A 22,613-nucleotide genomic window follows, 5' to 3' on the forward strand; every position below is an offset into this window, starting at 1 on the left:
ACAAAGAATAAATAGGGATTTTTTATAAGAAAAAGGAATAAGGAGAGAGCAGCTAATAATTGAATTTAAGGGGAGAAAGCCCCCCTTGACAAGCAGTTAACAAAAAACGCGTTTAGAAGTTAACTTCAACACCAACAAAGATACCGTCGTACTCAGTGTTCAGTTTAACGTCATCTTTTAGTTTAACTTCTTGGTAACGATAGCCACCACGTAAGTTAACTTTAGTTAAACCTTCAGGGTTAAACGCATAACTCACGCCAATCAAAGCATCCACCACTTCATCATCGGTTACAGAGCCCGCAGTCACATCAGTGAACACACTTAGGCCAGTATTTGGTATGTGAAACTTTGCGGCACCGTAAGCTTGTGGGATCGTACTGTTAAAATGATTGTTAGATAAAGTATGCAAATCGCCGCTGATGTATTTTACATTTAAACCAAGATCTGCCTCGAATAAGCCATTATCAAATAACTGGTAATATAAAATGGTATCAAAACTACTCATGTCTAGCGTTACATCACTGGTACTTGAAGAGCCTTTACTGTCTAAATTCGTGTAGGCGAATTTCACATTAGGTAATAAAATAATACCGTGTTCAATGGCCACATAACCACTTCCACGCCAATCATTTTTCAAACTAAGAGAATCGCTATCAAGCTTACCATCGGTAACGGGTTTAGCGATATCCACTCCCGCAAAAATGCCCCAATCATCTGCTGATGCGGAATGACTGATCGCTAAAGTAAATAGAGTTGCTGCAAGATATTTTTTCATTTTAAGACACCTTTATAGTTAGGCGAGTATTGTAGCCGCTAAAAAAACAATGGCAATCAAGGTATTCCTTGATTGCCATTGTTTTTGAGAATGATTAAGCCAAGGTTCAGCTTACTAACAATTTGTTTCGTCTAACTAGCCCTTATTAAGTAGCTCAGATAAATCGATCACCGCAGCATTAGCGCGTGAAATATAATTCGCCATCACTAAAGAGTGATTCGCCATTAGACCAAAGCCACTGCCATTTAATATCATTGGACTCCATACGGTTTCTTGCGTTTCTTCCAACTCTCTAATGATTTGGCGTACGCTCACACTGGCATTTTTCTTCTCAAGTACACCTTTAAAATCAACCTCAATGGCTTTCATAAAGTGCAATAGCGCCCAACTTGCTCCGCGAGCCTCATAAAATACATCATCTGTTAAGAACCAAGACGTCTTAATCAACTCTTCTTCTGGGGTATAAGTTGACTGCTGTGCGGCAGAATCACCAGCTAGGCCATCATTAATCGCATGGCGACCAACACTTGAACTCAGTTTCTGCGATAAGCTACCCAAGCGACTTTGCACCTCTTTTAACCAAGCGGCCAAATTATCTGCCCGAGCATAAAATTGTGCATCAGGTTGATTAGGATCTGCTAAACGAGTCCGATAGCTATAAATTGCTTTAATCGCTTCACGGTACTCGGCTTCTGCACTGGGTAAATGCCAACTTTTACTATCAATATTAAACTTTGGCTGAGCGACTTTTAGATCTTTATCTTCCATCGATTGACTTTGTGAGCGACTAAAGTCCTTGCGCATAATCAATGATAAATCGCGCACTTGCTCTAACACCCCAAGCTCCCACGCAGGCATGTTATCCATTAAGAGACTCGGCGGTATAACATCATTACTCAAATAGCCACCGGGTTTATCAAGCAAGGTTTCTGCAACGGTGATCAGTGTTGTTGTGGTGGTGTAACCCACGACAAGCTTTTTACCCTCCTTAGCAGCCTCATCTTTTGACTTAACCACCAATTCCGATATATCCATCACATCGGGCTCAAGTCCCCAGTACACAGATGTACCATAACCCAAAAAAAAGAGAACGAGAAAAATACCCAGCACACGTTTTGCGGTAAAATTTTCCATAGATAGGCCTTAATGGTTATGTTTCATTTTAGGTTTATCACCCTTAACTGATTTCACTGGCGCAACAAAAGAGACTTGCTCACCCGACGAAAAACCTAAGGTAAAGCTAACCTCTTGTCCTTCGGTCAAAGGCTGTTTTAAGCCCATTAACATAATATGGTACCCACCTGGCTGCAGTGATACAGTTTCCATCGCGTTGATTTCTATACCATCTACTTGACGCATCTTCATCATGCCATCAGCCATAATATGGTTGTGTAACTCAACCTTTTCTGCAATGTCACTCTTAGCCGAAACCAGTGTAGCGAGCTCGTTTGAGTGATTCATTAATTGTAAAAAAGCCGCACTGTTTTGCACGTTCGGCGGTGTCGCTCGCACATATGCACCATCGACCATGATCTCAGCTTGCGATGCACCGCTTAATAAGGCTAGCCCTAAACCAGCCAATACAAAAAACTTTTTCAAATTTAAATCCTTAATGTAACCACTTAGATAGCATCAATTTAATCTAAAGCCAGTTGAACTGCAACGTACTAGCTTTGATTACAACGTTTATCACTCACTAACCAATAGATAATAGCCGCAGCCAAAATCCATGGCGCCCATTGGATTAATATGCCAATTGCGCCAAAAACCAGCAATAACACCGCGGCAATACAAACCACCACAATACAACCCACTAAGGTAAAACCTGTCAACGCCATCGCTCCTAACATGAGCAACACAAATATTAATTCAAACATAACATCACCTTTAAATAATCCAAAAATGCTAGTTTGAGTTAATCAAGGTTTATGCCAGTTTTACAACACACTAACCTCATGTATTTAAAGAATAAAAACCATAAACCCAATCCACAACATTAAACAGTGATAGATTTCACCACAATAGTTCGTCATTTTAGCCACAAAAAAACCAGAACAAGTCTGGTTTTAAACGAAGTGCAAATTGAATAACCTGGTCGCTAAGGACGCAACGAACGCTCCCCGCGTGCGATGCCACACACTCCAGAGCGAACGACTTCAATAATTTCAGTTGCTTCACCCAATGCAGCAATAAATGCGTCTAGCTTGTCTGTGGTACCACTTAGCTGAACCGTATACTGGCTCTGCGTGACATCCACTATCTGACCACGGAAAATATCTGCATTGCGTTTCACTTCATCACGCTTAGTGCCGCTGGCTTTCACTTTCACCAACATTAATTCACGCTCAACATGTGGACCATCTGTTAATTCCGATACTTTGAGTACATCCACCAGCTTGTGTAACTGTTTTAAAATTTGCTCAATTTTTCGCTCATCAGCATGGGTTGTAATCGTCATTCGCGATAGAGTGGGATCATCCGTTACCGCTACCGTTAACGATTCAATATTATAGCCACGTTGCGAAAACAGGCCAACGACTCGAGATAATGCGCCGGCTTCGTTTTCAATTAAGATAGAAAGGATACTGCGCATTAGGTTCTCTCCGTTTTACTTAAAAACATATCTTGCATGCTGCCAAATTTCACTTGCATCGGATACACGTGCTCTTCCGGATCCACCGCTATATCCAAAAATACCAAGCGGTCTTTCATGGCAAAGGCTTTCTCAAGTGCTGGCTCTAAATCTTCTGGTTTGTCGACCCGAATACCAACATGATGGTAAGCCTCTGCCAGCTTGACAAAATCTGGCACTGAATCCATGTAGGAGTGAGACTGGCGACCTTCGTAAAACATTTTTTGCCATTGCTTAACCATGCCTAAGGAACGGTTGTTTAGTGACACAATTTTCACCGGAATATTGTATTGCATACAAGTGGATAGCTCTTGGATATTCATTTGAATTGAGCCATCACCAGTAATACACACCACTTCTTCATCAGGTAAAGCGACCTTGCATCCCATTGCAGCCGGAAAGCCAAAGCCCATGGTGCCTAGGCCACCAGAATTGATCCACTGACGAGGCTTCTTAAATGGGTAATAAAGTGCGCCAAACATTTGATGCTGACCTACGTCAGAAGTGACAATCGCATCTCCTTTAGTTACTTTATAAAGAGCTTCAATGACTTGCTGTGGCTTGATCACTGTATCTGATTTCTCATAAACCAAGCACTCTCGTTCACGCCAAGTATTAATTAGTTGCCACCAAGCCGACAAATCTTCTTGCTCTTTTAATGCATCCATTTCAGCAATCATGGTTTGCATTTGGCCCAGCACCACTTCAATTGAACCAACAATAGGAATATCGGCATTAATGATTTTTGAAATCGAGGTCGGGTCTATGTCGATGTGCATGATAGTCGCATTAGGACAGAATTTATCTACTGCATTAGTGACACGATCATCAAAGCGTGCGCCTACTGCAAAGATTAAGTCCGCATTATGCATCGACATATTGGCTTCATAAGTACCATGCATTCCCAACATACCAATAGATTGCTTGTGCGTACCAGGGAAGGCACCAAGTCCCATCAGCGTTGTGGCTACAGGTAGATTACATTGCTCTGCTAAATGAATAACATCAGCCGACGCATTGGCATTTATCGCACCGCCACCGACATACAGTACAGGGCGTTTCGCCGCCATTAAGGCTTTAACCGCACGCTTAATTTGCCCTTTATGACCACTTAGCGTTGGGTTGTACGAACGCATATGCACCGCTTCAGGGTATTGATAAGGAAACTTTAACTTCGGGTTTTGCACATCTTTTGGTAAATCTACCACCACCGGGCCGGGGCGACCGCTGGCAGCTAAATAAAATGCTTTTTTTATCGCAATCGGAATATCTTCGGCTTTTTTACATAAAAAACTGTGTTTAACCACAGGGCGCGAAACACCAATCATGTCTGTTTCTTGAAACGCATCATCACCAATAAAATTGGTCGGAACCTGACCCGATAGCACCACCATAGGAATCGAATCCATATAAGCTGTCGCGATACCTGTAATACAGTTAGTAGCACCTGGACCAGATGTAACTAATACACACCCGACTTTTCCTGTGGCGCGTGTGTAGCCATCAGCCATATGCACTGCGGCTTGCTCATGACGTACTAAAAAGTGTTCAATGTCACTGCATTGGAATAATGCATCATAAATATCCAATACTGATCCACCAGGGTAGCCAAAGATGTGCTTCACACCTTCGTCTTGCAGTGATCTGATCACCATTTCGGCGCCCGATAACATTTCCATAAGCTCTCCCAGCTGAGTTCCGGTTGTTTTTTATTAATAACAGCTTCCCTGCAAACACAAGGGCGCAATAAGATTGTGTGTCAGTTTAATAATTTTTTACTTTACACGTCTACGCTTTTTACCAAATTCCCTTTAAAAACCAAGATTAAGTTATCAACCACAAATTCCAATCAAGATGCGTGTTCGGTGAAAGTAGCTTAGATATGGCAAGGGCTACAAGAAAGTAGCCCTAGGAAAGTATAGATAATCAGCAAAACAAGCCAGATTAACTTTTCATTCTTGCGTTTTACTGATCTGGAACTTCAGGCTCTGACAGCCATATTGAATGATTTGGGTCTAATTCTTCAGAAATAGAAATGCTCACCCCCATATCTTGCAACTCTTGCAATGTAAGGTTATCAGCTAAGCTCATCGTCTCGCCATTTTCATTACTAAATTGCATCTGCTACCCCCTGTTTACTAGTGCCTGCGTATATAATGATGGCACAGCGTGCTGATATTTCCATCGTACTCAGTAAAAGGCTTATAACCATTTAATCTGATGCATATACCCAATCAACCTGGAGAGGCTTGATTTCAGCAAGATTTTACACGCGTTTAGGCAAGGCATTGATTGCAGGTAATGGCTTCCCCTTATCAAAATCAATAACACAGCATAAACGCGTGTAAAACTTGCCCTTTGGGAGCGCCGTCGTGTTCCCACTACGTTGTTACGCTAATTTGAAAGGTGCCTAGGGTCTGTTGATCTTTCGTGATTATTTTTGCAGCGAATTGTTGGGTATTTATACAAGGCAGCGCTTTTGTGGTGTAGCTAGCTACACGAAAAGGCGATAACGCAGTAGAAATACCCAACAAACGCTGTCCTACGGATTCGGCTAAAAGCGTTTTGCCCATCGTTGAGCAGTATTTACTTAGAATGCTAAGCTATACACTGCTCGCCTTGCTCAAAACGCTTTTATCTCGAACAAAAATTAACCAGCAAAGATCAACAGACCCTAGTATTGAAAACACCGTGGTGCTCTGAAACATGCATCTTCAAGTTGATTGGGTATACACTATTAAACTGCATTTACGCTGCGTTGATACTTCGTCTGTTTTAATCACGCAGTGCGATATCCCATGCCAAAGACGCTGATTTATTCAAGCTTTGCTCAGGCAATTGATCTAATACGTTTTCCGGGAACACGGTCGCCTGCCAGAGCCGATCGACAAGGTGTTGAAAGTTATCTTGTCTATCATTTTTGAGCCACAACGCCAATGCTTTAGCAACATCAGGAAACCTTACCTTGCCGGCGCTTTCTGTTGGTAACCAAGCAGCGATCTCAGACTGCTCTAATCCATTCATTTTTGTCGCTATCCCCATCATTTCTAGGGTTGCCACATTACTCTGCTGTTCAAACTGACCAGTTAATGGCTTGAGTAACATTTTCTTGCCCATCTGCATGGCCTCTGAAGGCAACTCAAAGCCACCGTTGGCAATCACCCCTGAGCAGTTTTCAAGGTCGGCTTGAAATCCCACTCGACATAACTTACGTAGTCGAACGTTTTCAACATCCATGTCTTTGCCATCTGGGTGATAACAATAAAATTCATGGGTAGAAAAGCGACGTAACAGATCAACCACCTTACTTAGCGACTCAAAAGGCAAATAGACCAAAATTTTATTTTCTATCTGCACATCTGTTGTCAATATTTCAACAATAGGCGGCAAAATAGGGAAACCAAAGTGATACCAATGAACACCAATTGGTAACTGCGTCGGCGCGTAGTATTTCATTAGTAACGCATTACCAAAATGATAACCTTGTTTCGGAACCTGGTAGCGAAAAGCATTCTGATGAGACAAGCCGATGGAAGGCACATTATGCTTTTTTGCCGCCCAAGCAGAGACTGGCTCAAAGTCATTAAGTACTAAATCATAATCCTTGATATTTAAGTCTTTAATATCACGCCATAACTGCCTTGGTTGACTATTAAACAAGGTTCTAACGGGATTAACCTCTCCATTTGAAGAGTTAAACGTTAGTCCCGATTTAGTCCTATACTCGCCAAACGGCAACATATCAAAATAAGCATCAGATTGACGGCCAGTAAATAGGTAATCAACTTCTAACCCAACATCAGCCAAAGCCCGTGACATTTTTCTGGCGCGGGTAATATGCCCGTTGCCTGTCCCTTGAACGCCGTAAAGAATGCGCATTAATAAATTGCCCTTGCTAAAGCATCAGTTGAGAAAATAAAAGTCACGCCTAAGCATTCCTTCATGGAAGAGTTTGTGATCACTAAAAAGCTCCCGTCAAAACAAACGATAAATACGCAAATATCATACCCAGACCAGCTCCAGCGATAATATCACTGACAAAATGCACCCCTAACAATACTCGCGACAAAGCAATGCAACTTGCCCAAATAAAGACCAATGACAGCACTAGTGGATAAAACCAAGCTAACTGGCTTGCCATCATAAACGCAGCAGCACTGTGTCCAGACGGCAAACTGTATTGGTCTGAAGGACGAATAAAACACGGTAAATTAGTAGGCCGACTGCGCTTAAACGTGCGTTTTAGTAAAACATACACAGGGAGCTGCATGGCAAAGCCCAATAAACAGCTTTTAAAGAAGGAGGGACCGAATTCAGCTTCAAAACACAGCAGCAATAGACCAAGAACAACATAAAAATGGCCATCACCAGTATGGGAGATACCTTTGCTACAAAACGCCACTTGGCGGTTAAATTTATGTGCTAGGCAATAGTTTGATAACGCATAGTCAAGATCTGCAATCTGTTGTAGCTTCATCAACTTTCCCTCTTTATTGACTAAATAAAGAATAAAAGCAACTCGTGACACTTACATGACGAAATCTCGACAGAACAATGACAATGTGATGGCTTTGTTATGACTTTTGTTGTACCGCGCGAACAGCAAACTCAGCAACAAATTCACCAAGAGAAATATAATCTTGTGATTTCGGTTGACCACCAAAGTGATCATTAAAATATCCCGTCATCGCAAAGGGGTGAACCATTAAACTAAGCAATACAATTTGTAATTTATCTATGTCCACATTTTCGGCAACTTCTCCATTATGCTGCAAGGCATGCAGCATGCGGTTAAATCGCGGTAATATTCCCTCACCGAGAATACTTTTTAAGTAATCTTGGCCAACTTCCGACTCATTTTGCATGATCCTCATTAACAATGGGGGAAACTCAGGAAAGCGGGCCATGGTTTTGTAAAAAGCACGTATCAGGCCCGCTAAACTATTATTAGTTGGATCCGCCAATCGACGTTTTAAATCATCATCAAACGGCTTCAACGTTTCCGACAACATAGTCAAATAGAGGTTCTCTTTGTTGCCAAAGTAATAATGGATCATCGCGAGATTGGTGCCAGCATACTCTGCAATAGACCGAGTAGTGACCTTACGGTATTCCTCATTAACAAAGCAATGACGTGCACTTTGCAATAACATATCTCTGGTGTCTGATGCACCTTCTGGGCGTCCCGGCTTACGTTTTGCCACGTACTGTTCCTTTAGTGCTGCCATATAAGGGTCATCTCCGAATAAGTGATGCGTCATGTATTAAAAATAGAACAAAATCATCAAAACGTGACTCCATCAAATATAAATCAACACAAACATACCGATATGCCACTATCTCAACAACTTGACTAATCCTAGAAAAAAAAGTAATCATCATTCCACCAGTACTCAAGTTATACTTACGCAATGCATATCTTGTTGATATATAGCGACGTCAGATTCAAAGCAACCCAGCTCAAGTACATTAGACACTCAAATAGCTTGGGTTGGAACAGCATATAATTTTTTATAAAACAATTAAAAGTCCTATTAAAGGGTATTTCTCTTGGTCGAATCATAATGATGGCGGCCAAAGAAAGGACACGAGGAAAGATAAATGACAGATCAGGTGATCATATTCGATACAACCTTACGCGATGGTGAGCAAGCCCTTGCAGCAAGCTTAACTGTAAAAGAAAAACTGCAAATAGCATTAGCACTGCAGCGTTTGGGTGTTGATGTGATGGAACTGGGTTTTCCAATCTCCTCTCCTGGCGATTTCAAGTCTGTTCAAACTATCGCCTCGCAGCTAACCACCAGTATTCCTTGCGCGTTAGCTCGCGCCTTAAGCAAAGATATCGACGCCGCAGGCGAAGCGCTGCGCGTTGCCGAGCGCTTTCGTATTCACACCTTTATCTCAACCTCGACCATCCACGTAGAAAACAAACTACGTCGCGGCTTTGATGATGTATTAGAAATGGCCGTTAAAGCCGTCACTCATGCTAAGAAATACACGCCTGATGTCGAGTTTTCATGTGAAGATGCTGGCCGGACGCCCATAGACAATTTATGTCGCATGGTAGAAGCCGCAATTAAAGCTGGCGCCACCACAGTGAATATACCCGATACCGTAGGCTACACAGTGCCGAGTGAATTTGGTGGGATTATCCAAACGTTATTTAATCGCGTCCCCAATATCGATCAAGCCGTTATTTCTGTGCACTGTCACGATGATTTAGGCCTATCTGTGGCTAACTCTATTGCCGCTGTACAACATGGCGCAAGACAAATTGAATGTACTATCAACGGTATCGGCGAACGAGCCGGCAACTGTTCATTGGAAGAAATCGCGATGATCTTAAATACGCGTAAAGATCATTTAGGGTTACATACCAACATCAAGCCAATTGAAATTCACCGTACCAGCCAATTGGTTAGCCAATTGTGTAATATGCCAATTCAACCGAACAAAGCGATAGTTGGCGGCAATGCATTTTCACATTCATCAGGTATTCACCAAGATGGTGTACTTAAATCAAAAAATACCTATGAAATAATCACCCCAGAAAGCATCGGCCTGACCCAAAATAACCTTAATCTCACGTCTCGCTCTGGCCGCCACGTGATCAAGCACCGTATGGAGCAGCTTGGTTATGGCGAAGCTGACTATAACCTTGATGAGCTTTATGCTGATTTCTTAAAGTTGGCCGACAAAAAAGGCCAAGTATTTGATTACGACCTTGAAGCGCTGATGTTCTTTAATAACATTCACGAAGAGCCTGAGCACTACAGCTTAGACTACTTAAGTGTTCAATCTGGATCTGGTGTACTGGCAACAGCAACGGTTAAACTCAAAACGGGTGAGCATGGTCATACTGTCGAAGCCGCTACCGGAAATGGTCCAATCGACGCGGTTTATCAATGCTTAAACCGTATTGCTGGCTATGAAGTAACAATTGATGATTATAAAATTTCATCAAAAGGCGAAGGCAAAGATGCACTAGGTAAAGTGGATATCGTCGCCCGCTATCAAGGCCGAAAATTTCATGGTATTGGCCTAGCAACGGATATCGTCGAATCATCAGCCCTAGCCATGGTGCATGTTTTCAACCATATTTATAGGGCGCAAGCCGTTGAAGAAAAGAAGCAAGCTCGCTTAGAGATTAACGATCAAGTCTAATATTTACTTTTCAATTCAACACTTAAATTTACTCAATGAGGGCGCAAAGCGCCCTTTTTTATTAGCGGCATAATAAATTTAAGGAGCGAAAATGACTAAAAGGAAGTTAACAAGGCTATTATTGAATCAGCTGACTGCCTCTGCTTGTTTACTGTGCTTTTTTGGTTTTCCAGCTTTAGCCGCACAACTGAGCTTTAACCAACAAAACCAAAAGTTACACTATGTTTGGAACGATGCCGAGCAAACTCGACATCAAGTTACAGTAGACATAAGCCAAACGCAGTTTACGTTAACTACATTTCAACGATATTCGCCAAAATTGATGCAACAAGCATTGCAGCAACAAGCCATGCAATGGTTTCAACAACAGAAAAAAACTGATGTATTGCTCAAACGTGAACGCATTGGCCTCAACTACGAATTACAAATCACCGGCTCAGACCCCAAACAAGTACGAGAAATAACTAACGCACTACGACAACAACAAAATCAGGCTTACCAAGATTACCTGACGCAACATCATTTTCAGATATTTAAGAATTTTTCCAACCAGTGGGCCGTAAAACCCAATCACACCGCAATAGCATTACTCAGCCAAGCTGATGTCGCCCCCTTCGTCAACGCATTTAAGCCTCTTGTAGCCGATAAAACCGAAGCTGAGGGCATCGAGCTATTGCTCAGCTTTATTCAATCGATCCCTTACTCAGCTTTAGGCGCAGACAAAACTCAAAGAGGCACAGGTTTTTCACCTCCCGCACAGTTACTTATCAATAACCAAGGAGATTGTGATAGTAAGGTAACCCTAATGGCAAGTGCGATGATGCAACTCTACCCGAACAGAGAAACCATTATGGTGATCGTACCCGGTCATGCCTTAATCGGCATCGATTTACCGCAACAAGGAAACCAAAAAATACTGACAGTACAAGGAAGAGATTATGTGCTAGCCGAGCCGACGGGCCCAGCTAACCTGTTGTTAGGAAAGGTAGATAATGGGAGTGCTGTAGCGATTGCACAACAACAAATGCGAGTTGAAAAATTCATAAAACCAGCATCTGCTCAGTAAACTCGTATCAAGCTACTTAATCACCGTCAACTCAACGGCAAGCACGTATTTATTACCCTGAGCACTCACTCGGATAATTTTAGCCTCTCCACTTAAAGGTGGCGCAGTAGCTGTGCCATTACCTAAATGAACTTCTATCATATCGCCAACTTGAAACTCACTTTCGGACACTTCAATAGACATCCCTGTAGCACTCAAGTCTAAACAAATACCTTGTCGAGTCTGGCCTTTAAACACTATCTGTAAAGGTGACTCTATCGCCATACGTCGAAAACCACGGCGATCATTAATGGGAGTAATCACATTAGCTCCTTACACTGCTCACAATTAATACGTTATTAACTAAAAATGATGCACAGCCCAGCTTGGGTCAAGGTTTATTTAAACCTAGGCGATAACTTTGAGAGAAGGGTAAAAGAAAAGTCCAACGAAAGGGGCTCAGTCAACCTATCACTGAGCCCGCACTAGAATAAACAGTAAGCTGTAAGTTATAAATTTTCTTCGGCAAAAGAAGCCAAGCGACTCCTTACCACCCCATTTAAATACACATTCGCACTGCCTTCAAAGTGCTTAAATCGCTCAACGATATAGGTTAAACCAGACGTCACAGGGGTTAAATAATTACTGTCAATTTGCGCCAAGTTGCCAGAGCAAACCAATTTAGTACCTTCACCACAACGGGTAATAATGGTTTTAAGTTGTGACGCAGTTAAATTCTGACACTCATCTAGTAATACAAATGAGTTTTGGATGCTGCGGCCACGCATGAAATTCACCGACTTAAACTGAATATTTGCTTTTTCCATAATGTATTCTAGTGAGCCATTGGGACACTCGTCATTTTTATGCAGCACTTCTAAGGTGTCCGTAACGGCAGCTAACCAAGGCATCATTTTTTCTTCTTCAGTGCCCGGCAAGAAACCAATATTTTCTGCTATGTCTGGCGTATTGCGGGTCACAATCACCTTATCGTAGATCCCCTTTTCAATCACCAACTCAAGAGCCGCGGCCATCGCGAGTAAGGTTTTACCACATCCAGCTGGGCCGGTCAGAATAACCAAATCGACACTAGGATCAAGCAGCGCATTTAACGCCATACTTTGGTAGACATTCTTTGGGTGTATTCCCCAAGCATGGCGCGCCAACATACGATCTCGGCCAATATCTAATAGCTTTACCTTGCCATTTTCATGTCCCACCACTTTTGCGGCAAATAATTTTGTTTCATCAATCAAATATTCATTGATGTACGTGTTTTCTATTAAATGCTCATCTAATTCATGCCAGGTATCACGGCCATCAGTGGTGGTTTCACAATCCTCAACACTATCCCAAAAACTCCCCGGTAATTGCCTAAAGCCTTTCGACAATAAATTAATATCATCAATCAGCTGATCGGTCCGGTAATCTTCAACTTGTTTAAGCCCTGCACCTTTCGCTTTAAGGCGCATATTAATGTCTTTGGTAACTAAAATAACTTGCGCTGGCGCCTTGCTGCGCTGTAAAAATAACGCCACATTAATAATACGGTTATCAGGCTCATCTTCAGTAAATAACTCTTTTGCTTGCGTCATATTATGATCAGCAAAAATACTAATGTGCCCCACCGCTGAATCTTCTAGTTTAGATAGGGGTACCCCTTCCACGATATCTTCGGGTGTTGCGTCTTTAAAAATGTCTTCAAGTGAACGGATTGCGACGCGGGCATCACGGCTAACGTCTTTCTGCCTGTCTTTGATACGGTCTAACTCTTCAAGGACCGTCATGGGAATAACTACGTTGTGCTCTTGGAAGGAATAAATTGCTAAGGGTTCATGTAACAACACGTTAGTGTCTAAAATAAAATACTTACTCAGGTCACGGTTAGCCATAGGCATTCTCCTTAAACTCCGAATTTAGACCGTTATACTTAACACGATCCAATGGAGCCCTAATGTCAGCTTAGTTGATGAATCCTTACTCTAGCGAGAAATTGATGGCAATTTTATGACAAGCTAGGAAGATTTGTAATTTGTGCCAACTAAGACGCTTATTTCATATCAGTGCTGGCCGCATGTTTCTATTTGCCTAATATTGGGTAGAATAGCCATAGACTTATGAGGATTTAGTGTATGCGCATTCGTATTATTCCAGTGACCCCATTCCAACAGAACTGCACCTTGCTAATTTGTGACAAGACCAAAAAGGCCGCCGTCGTCGATCCCGGTGGTGACGTAGCAAAAATTCTAGCTGCCATTACCGAAGAGCAAGTAGCAGTCGAAAAAATATTCATTACTCATGCTCATTTAGACCATGCCGGCGGCACCCAAGAGCTAGCCCAGACACTTAAAGTACCCATTGAAGGCCCCCATCAAGATGATATTTTTTGGCTGGAAGGTTTTCCAATGCAAAGCCAAATGTTTGGCTTTCCACCCGTTGAACAATTCACCCCAGATCGCTGGCTCAAGCAAGACGACAAAGTCAATTTTGGCGAGGTTGAGCTAGAAGTGTTACATTGCCCTGGCCACACTCCGGGTCATGTCGTGTTTATTGACCACCAAAGTAACCAAGCCCTAGTAGGAGATGTATTATTTCGCGGCTCCATCGGCCGAACAGACTTTCCGATGGGTAACCACGACCAACTGATCACCGCGATCAAAACCAAGCTCTGGCCTTTGCCTGATGATATGGAATTTGTCAGTGGTCATGGGCCTAAATCAACCTTTGGTAAAGAGAAGAAAACCAATCCGTTTATTTTCTAATCCGATGACTAAATGCCGCCGCCAATGCCGCGGCATTTACTGATAATCACTACACTTCAAGTAGCTGCTGCAACTGCTGTTCCGTCAAACTTCCTTGCCAATCAAACTCGGCTTCTTTTTGTAAGGCCGCTTGCACATCTGCACGCGCATCCATGGTCGCTAAATATCGCATAATATTCGGAAACAGGGTGATGTCTTGCTTTTGCTTGTCGTGTAATCGCACCCAAGGGTAAATAGCCATATCAGCAATAGAATAATCGCCCGCTACATAATCTTGCTCACTCAGCTGCCTATCCAACACACCATATAAACGCGTGGTTTCGTCTGTATAGCGCTTAATACCATAAGGCACTTGGTCTGGCGCATAATGATTAAAGTGGTGATTTTGCCCTGCCATTGGCCCTAACCCACCTATTTGCCAATTAAGCCATTGCAATACCTCATAACGCTCAGGGCCCGCTTCAGGAAGAAAAGCTAAATGCTTTTCCGCTAAATAAGTCAATATAGCGCCCGATTCAAACACACTTTGACCATTTTCATGATCAATTAACGCAGGCATACGATTGTTCGGCGCAACTTCTAAAAACGAAGGAAGGAACTGATCATTCAATTGAATGTTAATAGGCACAATACGATAAGGCACCTCAAGAGCTTCTAGCATCAAGGTAATTTTGTGACCATTAGGAGTTGGAGCATAAAACAAAGTGTACATAAACATTCCTTCCGATAATGATGAAAGTTAACAGTAACAACAGATTTAGATTACCACCTAATGACAAGTTAAAGTGATACGAAAAACACCTCAAAAGTAATAATTGCAGAGCAAAATTTGATTTACATCATCACAAACCCAAACATCTGTTGCGAGTCGGTCGCGGTTGTGGGATTTTGCGGCTATTGATATTTAGGAGCTAACGCTATGAGCAATAACGTCCACGTTCACGATATTTTAAATCTAATGGAAGCTTCTCAAGCAACCTACAGTAATGAATCTTTAACGGCAGCTTTGAATCAGGTATTTGGCGAACAAGCACAATACCGCAGCTGTAAAGTGCAAGGGATGAATGTTGTGGAAGCCATTGAATTTTTAAAGAACAAAGGCAAATTTGAAGGCACAGAAACAGCATTCAAAAAAGCGGCAGGCCACTGCTGTTCACATCACTAATAAAACTTATAACCAAGCTATCTTCGTTGAGTTGCAGGGCTTTGAACAAAGCATTCAAAGCCCACTCACCACTAATACAAATAACTCACCACTGCCGACACCCCAGAAATACTGCATAAAGTCAGTGACATCATTCTTATCTGCTGCTTCGAAAGTAAATGATTGGTTTTTTTAGCGACATAATAGCCAACTAAACAAGCAGGGATCAGCGGTAAAGTTAAGCTGAAATGATGCCAGCTTAAATAACCTGCGCCACCTTGCACCAGTAACGATAAAACGGAGCTAACCACAAAAAACGCGGACAAATTGGCGCGAATAACATTCGCTTCACCGTGTTGCATAAGTAGCGCCATCGGCGGTCCACCGATGCCTGCACTGGTGCCAAATAAACCAGAGAAAAATCCAGCAATGGCTAAACGCTTTGGCGTTGGCTCAATTTTTATTGGCAGTAAACTCACCAGCACTGCCGCAATCACCGATAGCCCAATCAACAAGGTTAACTGCGCTGCATTGACCCACATCAGCACTGCCCCACCGGCTAACGAGCCCGGCACACGGCCTACCAAGGCGTGCAATAACCCTTGTAATGAAAAGTTACTGCGATATTGCCAAGCGTTAAACAAAGACAAGATCAAGCCAATAATAGTGATTGGCGCGGGTACATAATCTATCGAAATAAAGATAAGAATCGGCGCGGTGGCAATCGCCAAACCAAAACCTGTGGCGGACTGAATAAATGACCCCATCGCAATCACGACCACAGCAAGTATGATACTCGGCTCCACGGTCACTCTCCTTTTTCAAATAAAATCAGACACCACCAATTTAAACTTAGGGAGCCTAGGGGCTCAGGTCTCATCAGTGAGTAGAAACGAAAAAGCCCCAAGCGATCGTCACCGCTTGGGGCCTCCATGCACACCCGCTAAAATTAAGCGAGCGGACGCATATGAGGGAACAAGAGTACGTCTTTAATCGATGGGCTGTCAGTGAAAATCATCACTAAGCGATCGATACCAATACCTTGCCCTGCTGTTGGTGGTAAACCAAACTCAAGTGCAGTGATGTAGTCTTCATCAAAGTGCATTGCTTCATCATCACCGGCATCTTTTTCTTCTACTTGTTTACGGAAACGCTCCGCTTGATCTTGTGCATCGTTAAGCTCTGAGAAACCGTTCGCGAGTTCACGACCACCGATGAAGAACTCAAAACGGTCAGTAATAAATTCATTTTCATCGTTACGACGCGCTAATGGCGATACTTCCCACGGATATTCAGTAATAAAAGTAGGTTGGATCAGTAAGTGCTCAGCGGTTTCTTCAAAAATTTCACACAATACGCGGCCTGGGCCCCATACATCAGCACTTTCAGGGAACTTCACGCCGACTTGCTTGGCGTACGCTTTGAGTTGCTCAAAGTTACCTTGTGGGTCACGGATAACCGCTTCATCAAAGTCAGGGTTATGCTGAATAACCGCGTCAATCATCGAAATACGTGCAAATGGCTGACCAAAGTCGTAGAACACTTCTTCAATCACATTGCCTTCAGCGTCTTTTTTGGTGTTACGGATCGAAGTTGTACCTAAGATGTCTTGTGACAAGGTACGCAACATATCTTCCGTTAAGTTCATCAGATCTTTGTAATCTGCGTATGCTTGGTAGAATTCGATCATAGTGAATTCTGGGTTATGGCGCACACTCAAACCTTCGTTACGAAAGTTTCGGTTGATTTCAAATACACGCTCAAAGCCACCCACCACTAAACGTTTTAGGTATAACTCAGGGGCAATACGTAAAAACATGTCGATGCTTAGGGCGTTATGATGTGTCACAAATGGACGCGCACTCGCGCCACCAGGGATCACTTGTAGCATCGGCGTTTCAACTTCCATGAAATCACGGTCGCTTAAGTAACGACGAATACCTTCAACGACTTTAGAGCGGATTTTAAAAGTATCGCGCGTTTCTTGGCTCATCATTAAATCGATGTAACGCTGACGGTACTTGGTTTCTTGATCGGCTAGGCCGTGAAATTTCTCCGGCAATGGGCGCAGTGATTTAGTCAGTAATTCATACTCACCCATGTTCACATATAAATCGCCTTTACCCGATTTATGCAGCTGACCTTTTACGCCGATAATGTCACCCACGTCTAATAAGCCATACTTTTCTTTCAGATCTGCTTGTACTTTCTTATCTGCATAAGCTTGAATTCGCCCTTTCATATCTTGTAACACAAGGAAAGGACCACGCTTAGCCATAATACGACCTGCAATGGCAACGATAATACCCGCGCCTTCTAGCTCTTCTTTGCTCTTTTCACCGTATTCAGCTTGTAAGTCTTGGGTGTAATGCTCACGGTCAAAGGTATTCGGGTGGCCATTGGCAGGGCAGTTCACACGAATTTGGTCAAGTTTGCCGCGACGTTCGGCGATCAGTTTGTTTTCGTCTTGTACTTGTTCAGTCATGATGTCATTCTCAAAAAGTGATTAAAGGCCAGATTTCAAACTAGCTTCTATAAATTTGTCTAAGTCACCGTCTAATACTGCTTGAGTATTACGGTTTTCGATACCAGTGCGTAAGTCTTTAATACGCGAGTCATCTAATACATAAGAGCGAATTTGGCTGCCCCAACCGATATCAGACTTGTTATCTTCATTGGCTTGTTTTTCTGAGTTTTGCTTTTGTAGCTCATGCTCATACAACTTAGCTTTAAGTTGCTTCATCGCCTGATCTTTGTTCTTGTGCTGAGAACGATCATTTTGACACTGCACCACAATATTGGTTGGCACGTGAGTAATACGCACCGCCGATTCTGTGGTGTTTACGTGCTGACCACCCGCACCTGAAGCACGATAAACATCGATACGTAGGTCTGACGGGTTGATATCCACGGCAATATTGTCATCTATTTCAGGGTAAATAAATGCCGACGCAAACGAAGTATGGCGGCGACCACCTGAGTCAAACGGCGATTTACGCACTAAGCGATGCACACCGGTTTCGGTACGTAGCCAACCATAGGCGTATTCACCTTCAAAACGAATAGTGGCACTCTTGATACCTGCGACATCGCCATCTGATACTTCAATCAGCTCGGTTTTAAAACCATGAGCCTCGCCCCAACGCAAATACATACGCAATAACATACTGGCCCAATCTTGGGCTTCTGTGCCACCCGAGCCAGCTTGTAAATCCAAGTAACAATCACTGCTATCATGAGGGCCAGAGAACATACGACGAAATTCAAGCACTTCTAACTTCGCTTCTAAGTCAGCTAGCTCTATCTGTGCTTCGTTAAAGGTATCTTCATCTTCCGCTTCAACCGCTAGCTCAACTAAGCCTGCCACATCTTCTAGGCCTGACTCCATCACATCGATAGTTTCCACCACAGCTTCAAGAGCACTGCGCTCTTTGCCCAGTGCTTGAGCACGCTCTGGCTCATTCCACACTTCAGGTGATTCTAGCTCACGGGAGACTTCTTCAAGGCGTTCTTTCTTGGCCTCGTAGTCAAAGGTACCCCCTAAGAAGCTCAGTCCGCTCAGACAGCTCCTTAATTAAATTGTTTACTGGATTTACTTCGAACATGTCGTTACTCGAATTGGATTATAAAATAGGCGCGAAATTTTACCTGAAACGCGCGCCAATAGACAGTGGCAAGAAGCAAATTAGGCTTAATCGCAAGGATCTTTTTCCTCATCAAGTCGTATATACCCTAAGTAGAAAAATGAGATAGAAAAAATGAAATACAAACCCTATCGACTCGGTCTACTCATTTAAGCGCCGCCATTTTATATTGACGACAGCGCATTAACGCTTATTGATTAAGGCACTCTATATTATGACAAAAAAAATTCTCAGCTCAGATATTACTCCCGAGTCGCTTTACCTAAACCGACGTAATATCATTAAAGCTTCAGGCTTAATTGCGGGAAGTGCAGCCGTCAGCCCAGTCGCACACGCTGGTATTTTTGGCTTATTTGCAGATGAAGTGGTGGTCCCAGAGCAAGCGGTTTACCAGCCCAAACCACTAACTATTGCCAAGAAAGTGGCGAATAATTTAACCGAAGTGCTGACACCAGAGAGCAAAGTAACCAGTCATAACAACTTCTATGAGTTTGGCACGAACAAAACCGACCCAATCGAAAATTCAAAAGCATTTAACCCTGAGCCTTGGTCCATCACGATTGATGGTGAAGTGGAGAAACCTCGAACCTTTTCAATGGATGACATATTGAAAAACCATCCAATTGAAGAGCGCATCTACCGCTTACGCTGCGTTGAAGCTTGGTCGATGGTGATCCCATGGCTGGGCTTTTCTTTGGCTGACTTAATCAAAAAAGTCAATCCAACCTCCAAAGCCAAATATGTTGCATTTCAAACCTTGTACGACCCTAAACAAATGCCAGGCCAAGCCTCTCGCCTCGGTGGTGGCATACCCTTCCCTTATGTTGAAGGTTTAACCATCGCCGAGGCAATGCACCCACTCTCGCTATTATCAGTTGGCCTGTACGGTAAAACCTTGCCAGCGCAAAACGGCGCGCCAATCCGTTTAGTTGTGCCCTGGAAATATGGCTTTAAAAGCATTAAAAGTATTGTAAAAATCACACTTACCGAGAAAGAGCCTCCTACGACTTGGCAGGCATTAGCACCCAACGAATATGGCTTCTTTGCCAATGTTAATCCACAAGTTGATCACCCAAGATGGAGCCAAGCCACCGAGCGCCGCATCGCTGATGGCTTTCGCGCTGAACGTATTGATACCTTAATGTTCAATGGCTATGGTGACGAAGTGGCATCTTTGTATAAAGGCATGGATTTAAGGAAATTTTATTAATGGTTAAAGCTTGGGCTGCTAAACATATCACCGCCATTAAGGTAATGCTGCACGGGGGGGCGTTATTGCCTTTATGCTGGCTAGCGTGGCAAACTTTTAGTCAGCAGCTCGGGGGCGACCCAGTGCAGTACCTTACTCACTTTACAGGGAAAGGGGCATTAAACTTATTGTTTGTTACTTTACTGATCAGCCCCGCTGCCAAGTGGATAAAGTGGAGATTTTTACTGCAAACCCGGCGACTATTAGGACTTTGGGTGTTAGCCTATGCCCTCATTCATGTGGCTATATTTTGGTTGCTTGATTTAGCGGGTCGCATTGATCTTTTCGTTGAAGAAGTGATCAAGCGCCCTTACATCACTTTGGGCTTAGTTGCCCTGCTATTGCTGATGGCTCTGGGTGTAACCTCAGCCAATCGCATTCGACGCAAAATGGGCAGAAACTGGCAAAAACTGCACAACTGGGTTTACCTTGTAGCGCTGTTAGTGCCCATCCATTATTACTGGTCTGTAAAGTCTGCAGTCCTTGAGCCTAGTATTTACATTCTTATCGCGGCATTCTTATTACTACTACGGCGACACAAGTTAATGTCACACTTGCCATCCAAGGTAAAAGCTAAAGTGGCGTAGATAAAAGTTACTCAGTTAAACGTGTGGGCTAACGCACTCAACTTATCTGCACTTTTATTAAGTGATTCAATATCTTGGCTAACCACGTTCGATAAACGCACACTTTCATTAGCGCCATCATTGAGGTTATTGATATTGCGATTAATCTCCTCAATTGTCGCGCTTTGTTCTTCACTGGCGGCTGAAATTTGAATCGCCAAATCCGATAATACAGCCATTTGCTCACTAATATCATTAATCATAAGCTTACTTTGCTCAGTACTCTTAAGGGTTAATTGCGCTTCTTGTGCGCCCTCTGTCATCGTTTCCACCCAGAGTTGCAACATTTTTTGCATACCCGCTATTGACGTACCAATCTGCTCTGTCACTTTATGGGTGCGCATACTTAAACTGCGCACTTCATCTGCGACCACGGCAAAACCACGACCATGCTCACCTGCTCTTGCCGCTTCAATAGAAGCATTTAGGGCCAGTAAATTAGTTTGATCTGCCACCCACAAAATCTCTCCCATAAAACCACTAATTTTGTCCGCTTCTGCGGCTAATTTAGGCGCTGAGTCGGCTGAATTTTGCATCTGTTTGGCCAAGTTCGTCACAGTACGAAATGTTTCATCTACTTGTACTAATGAACGCTTACAATTGTCATTAACCACGTTAATCCGCTCTGCACTGCTTACGGTGGTATGCGCAATTTCCGCTGTTGCCGTCGACATTTGATTAATCGCAGCGGCCACTTGTTGCAGTTCAAATGATTGTTTTTCAATCGACGCTTGGCTCTGCTCTGCGGTGATTTGTAACGAGGTAGCAACCTCTTTGACATTATTGGCCGAATCATTGCTGCGACCTAAAATGGTGCGTATTTTTGCTTGATATAGACCAATCGAAAAGTCCACTACCGATACGGGACCATAGCCGGAGTAAACGTGGCGCGAGACACTATCGCAGCTTTGCTTTAATTTAGCGATATAATGTGGCACATCAAATAATTCAGGCTTTAACAATCCCGTAAGCAAAGCCAATAAAACCCCATTCGCTAGGGTTAACGTTAAACCTGACAAAAATAACGGCGCTAGCAATAATAACAACACCGGGATGGCAACAAGCGCCCATTTTATATGATTATGCTCGCTTAAACGCCAAGGTAATGATTTGCCGACAGTTAAGCGTTTATATAATAACTGCGCTTGTTGTTTTAGTTTACCCGTGGGTAACACGCGTACCGATTGATACCCCACCACCTTACCTTGCTCCACCATAGGCGTAACATAGGCATCCACCCAATAATAACGTCCATCTTTACAACGATTTTTTACCATGCCACGCCAGTGCTTACCGGCTTTTAAGTTACCCCATAAGTCTGCAAAGGCAGCAGATGGCATATCAGGGTGACGCACAATATTGTGATTTTTATTATTCAACTCTTCTAAGGTATAACCCGCCACTTGGCAAAAAATCGGATTGGCATAATTAATAACCCCGCGTAAGTCCGTAGTTGATACTAATTGCTCTTGAGCTGAGTAACTCACTTCTTGTGGATCATAGCTGGTGGAATTCGTTGTCATAATTAACCTTGTAAAAAGTATGTTTAATCCCTGTTAAGCATAGCGATAA

At 43.0% G+C, this 22,613-nt stretch carries 23 protein-coding genes; 6 read left to right on the forward strand and 17 right to left on the reverse strand.

Annotation, left to right across the window (positions count from 1 at the left end; all coding sequences use genetic code 11):
* Nucleotides 1-112: 112 nt before the first annotated feature.
* From K1M91_RS14365 to K1M91_RS14410, 10 genes are all read right to left on the reverse strand, one after another.
* Nucleotides 113-775 (reverse strand): TIGR04219 family outer membrane beta-barrel protein, encoded by a 663-nt coding sequence (locus K1M91_RS14365; protein WP_232802736.1) that lies wholly within the window; start codon nt 773-775, stop codon nt 113-115.
* Between the two features lie 135 nt (nt 776-910).
* Nucleotides 911-1,909, reverse strand: a complete 999-nt coding sequence (locus tag K1M91_RS14370) for a DUF2333 family protein (protein ID WP_232802737.1) — start codon at nt 1,907-1,909, stop codon at nt 911-913.
* A gap of 9 nt (nt 1,910-1,918) precedes the next feature.
* Nucleotides 1,919-2,374, reverse strand: coding sequence for a copper chaperone PCu(A)C (locus K1M91_RS14375; RefSeq protein WP_232802738.1), 456 nt, complete (start codon nt 2,372-2,374; stop codon nt 1,919-1,921).
* Nucleotides 2,375-2,442: 68 nt separating this feature from the next.
* Nucleotides 2,443-2,652, reverse strand: coding sequence for an envelope stress response protein PspG (locus tag K1M91_RS14380; RefSeq protein ID WP_232802739.1), 210 nt, complete (start codon nt 2,650-2,652; stop codon nt 2,443-2,445).
* Between the two features lie 221 nt (nt 2,653-2,873).
* Nucleotides 2,874-3,368 (reverse strand): acetolactate synthase small subunit, encoded by a 495-nt coding sequence (gene ilvN, locus K1M91_RS14385; RefSeq protein ID WP_232802740.1) that lies wholly within the window; start codon nt 3,366-3,368, stop codon nt 2,874-2,876.
* Complete coding sequence (locus K1M91_RS14390; protein WP_232802741.1) at nt 3,368-5,086, reverse strand: acetolactate synthase 3 large subunit; 1,719 nt, start codon at nt 5,084-5,086, stop codon at nt 3,368-3,370. Before K1M91_RS14390 ends, ilvN begins: the two co-directional genes overlap by 1 nt.
* 286 nt (nt 5,087-5,372) lie before the next feature.
* Complete coding sequence (locus tag K1M91_RS14395) at nt 5,373-5,528, reverse strand: hypothetical protein (protein WP_232802742.1); 156 nt, start codon at nt 5,526-5,528, stop codon at nt 5,373-5,375.
* Nucleotides 5,529-6,182: 654 nt separating this feature from the next.
* A complete protein-coding gene (locus tag K1M91_RS14400) occupies nt 6,183-7,286 on the reverse strand; it encodes an MJ1255/VC2487 family glycosyltransferase (protein ID WP_232802743.1) in 1,104 nt (367 codons plus the stop codon).
* 82 nt (nt 7,287-7,368) lie between these two features.
* Nucleotides 7,369-7,884 carry a phosphatase PAP2 family protein gene (locus K1M91_RS14405; RefSeq protein WP_232802744.1) on the reverse strand — a complete coding sequence of 172 codons (516 nt, stop codon included), beginning with the start codon at nt 7,882-7,884 and terminating at the stop codon, nt 7,369-7,371.
* A gap of 97 nt (nt 7,885-7,981) precedes the next feature.
* Nucleotides 7,982-8,611 (reverse strand): TetR/AcrR family transcriptional regulator, encoded by a 630-nt coding sequence (locus tag K1M91_RS14410; protein ID WP_232802745.1) that lies wholly within the window; start codon nt 8,609-8,611, stop codon nt 7,982-7,984.
* Between the two features lie 397 nt (nt 8,612-9,008).
* Between K1M91_RS14410 and leuA the strand changes: the two genes are divergently transcribed.
* A complete protein-coding gene (gene leuA, locus K1M91_RS14415) occupies nt 9,009-10,571 on the forward strand; it encodes a 2-isopropylmalate synthase (RefSeq protein ID WP_232802746.1) in 1,563 nt (520 codons plus the stop codon).
* Between the two features lie 91 nt (nt 10,572-10,662).
* Entirely contained in the window at nt 10,663-11,637 is a 975-nt protein-coding gene (locus K1M91_RS14420) for a hypothetical protein (RefSeq protein ID WP_232802747.1), read from the forward strand.
* A 12-nt stretch (nt 11,638-11,649) separates the two neighbouring features.
* Here the strand turns inward: K1M91_RS14420 and K1M91_RS14425 are convergent, their stop codons facing one another.
* Nucleotides 11,650-11,940 carry a PilZ domain-containing protein gene (locus K1M91_RS14425; protein ID WP_232802748.1) on the reverse strand — a complete coding sequence of 97 codons (291 nt, stop codon included), beginning with the start codon at nt 11,938-11,940 and terminating at the stop codon, nt 11,650-11,652.
* A 185-nt stretch (nt 11,941-12,125) separates the two neighbouring features.
* Nucleotides 12,126-13,508: a PhoH family protein gene (locus K1M91_RS14430; protein ID WP_232802749.1), complete on the reverse strand. Its 1,383-nt coding sequence runs from the start codon at nt 13,506-13,508 to the stop codon at nt 12,126-12,128.
* Nucleotides 13,509-13,748: 240 nt separating this feature from the next.
* On the opposite strand from K1M91_RS14430, the gene K1M91_RS14435 reads away from it, so the two are divergent.
* Nucleotides 13,749-14,378 (forward strand): MBL fold metallo-hydrolase, encoded by a 630-nt coding sequence (locus tag K1M91_RS14435; RefSeq protein WP_232802750.1) that lies wholly within the window; start codon nt 13,749-13,751, stop codon nt 14,376-14,378.
* A 49-nt stretch (nt 14,379-14,427) separates the two neighbouring features.
* Here K1M91_RS14435 and K1M91_RS14440 read toward each other — a convergent pair whose 3' ends face one another.
* Entirely contained in the window at nt 14,428-15,090 is a 663-nt protein-coding gene (locus K1M91_RS14440) for a glutathione S-transferase N-terminal domain-containing protein (protein ID WP_232802751.1), read from the reverse strand.
* A 207-nt stretch (nt 15,091-15,297) separates the two neighbouring features.
* Here K1M91_RS14440 and K1M91_RS14445 point away from each other — a divergent pair, with 207 nt between their 5' ends.
* On the forward strand, nt 15,298-15,543 hold the full coding sequence (locus tag K1M91_RS14445; RefSeq protein ID WP_232802752.1) for a YecH family metal-binding protein: 246 nt from the start codon (nt 15,298-15,300) through the stop codon (nt 15,541-15,543).
* A 71-nt stretch (nt 15,544-15,614) separates the two neighbouring features.
* Here K1M91_RS14445 and K1M91_RS14450 read toward each other — a convergent pair whose 3' ends face one another.
* The 3 genes from K1M91_RS14450 to prfB all read right to left on the reverse strand — a co-directional run bounded on the left by K1M91_RS14450 (nt 15,615) and on the right by prfB (nt 19,127).
* Complete coding sequence (locus tag K1M91_RS14450; RefSeq protein ID WP_232802753.1) at nt 15,615-16,328, reverse strand: sulfite exporter TauE/SafE family protein; 714 nt, start codon at nt 16,326-16,328, stop codon at nt 15,615-15,617.
* A 143-nt stretch (nt 16,329-16,471) separates the two neighbouring features.
* Nucleotides 16,472-18,007 (reverse strand): lysine--tRNA ligase, encoded by a 1,536-nt coding sequence (gene lysS, locus K1M91_RS14455; RefSeq protein ID WP_232802754.1) that lies wholly within the window; start codon nt 18,005-18,007, stop codon nt 16,472-16,474.
* Nucleotides 18,008-18,028: 21 nt separating this feature from the next.
* Nucleotides 18,029-19,127 (reverse strand): peptide chain release factor 2 gene (gene prfB, locus K1M91_RS14460; protein WP_232802755.1). Its coding sequence is split into 2 segments (ribosomal slippage): nt 18,029-19,051 and nt 19,053-19,127, totalling 1,098 coding nucleotides; the frame shifts between segments, so codons are not numbered across the junction.
* 253 nt (nt 19,128-19,380) lie between these two features.
* On the opposite strand from prfB, the gene msrP reads away from it, so the two are divergent.
* Together msrP and msrQ are read left to right on the forward strand one after the other, a co-directional pair.
* On the forward strand, nt 19,381-20,376 hold the full coding sequence (gene msrP / locus K1M91_RS14465; RefSeq protein WP_232802756.1) for a protein-methionine-sulfoxide reductase catalytic subunit MsrP: 996 nt from the start codon (nt 19,381-19,383) through the stop codon (nt 20,374-20,376).
* Entirely contained in the window at nt 20,376-21,002 is a 627-nt protein-coding gene (gene msrQ, locus K1M91_RS14470; RefSeq protein ID WP_232802757.1) for a protein-methionine-sulfoxide reductase heme-binding subunit MsrQ, read from the forward strand. Before msrP ends, msrQ begins: the two co-directional genes overlap by 1 nt.
* An 11-nt stretch (nt 21,003-21,013) precedes the next feature.
* Here msrQ and K1M91_RS14475 read toward each other — a convergent pair whose 3' ends face one another.
* A complete protein-coding gene (locus K1M91_RS14475; protein WP_232802758.1) occupies nt 21,014-22,564 on the reverse strand; it encodes a PAS domain-containing methyl-accepting chemotaxis protein in 1,551 nt (516 codons plus the stop codon).
* Nucleotides 22,565-22,613 lie beyond the last annotated feature (49 nt).

The sequence above is a fragment of the Motilimonas sp. E26 genome, from assembly GCF_021278025.1.
Classification (GTDB): Bacteria; Pseudomonadota; Gammaproteobacteria; order Enterobacterales; family CBDFNC01; genus Motilimonas.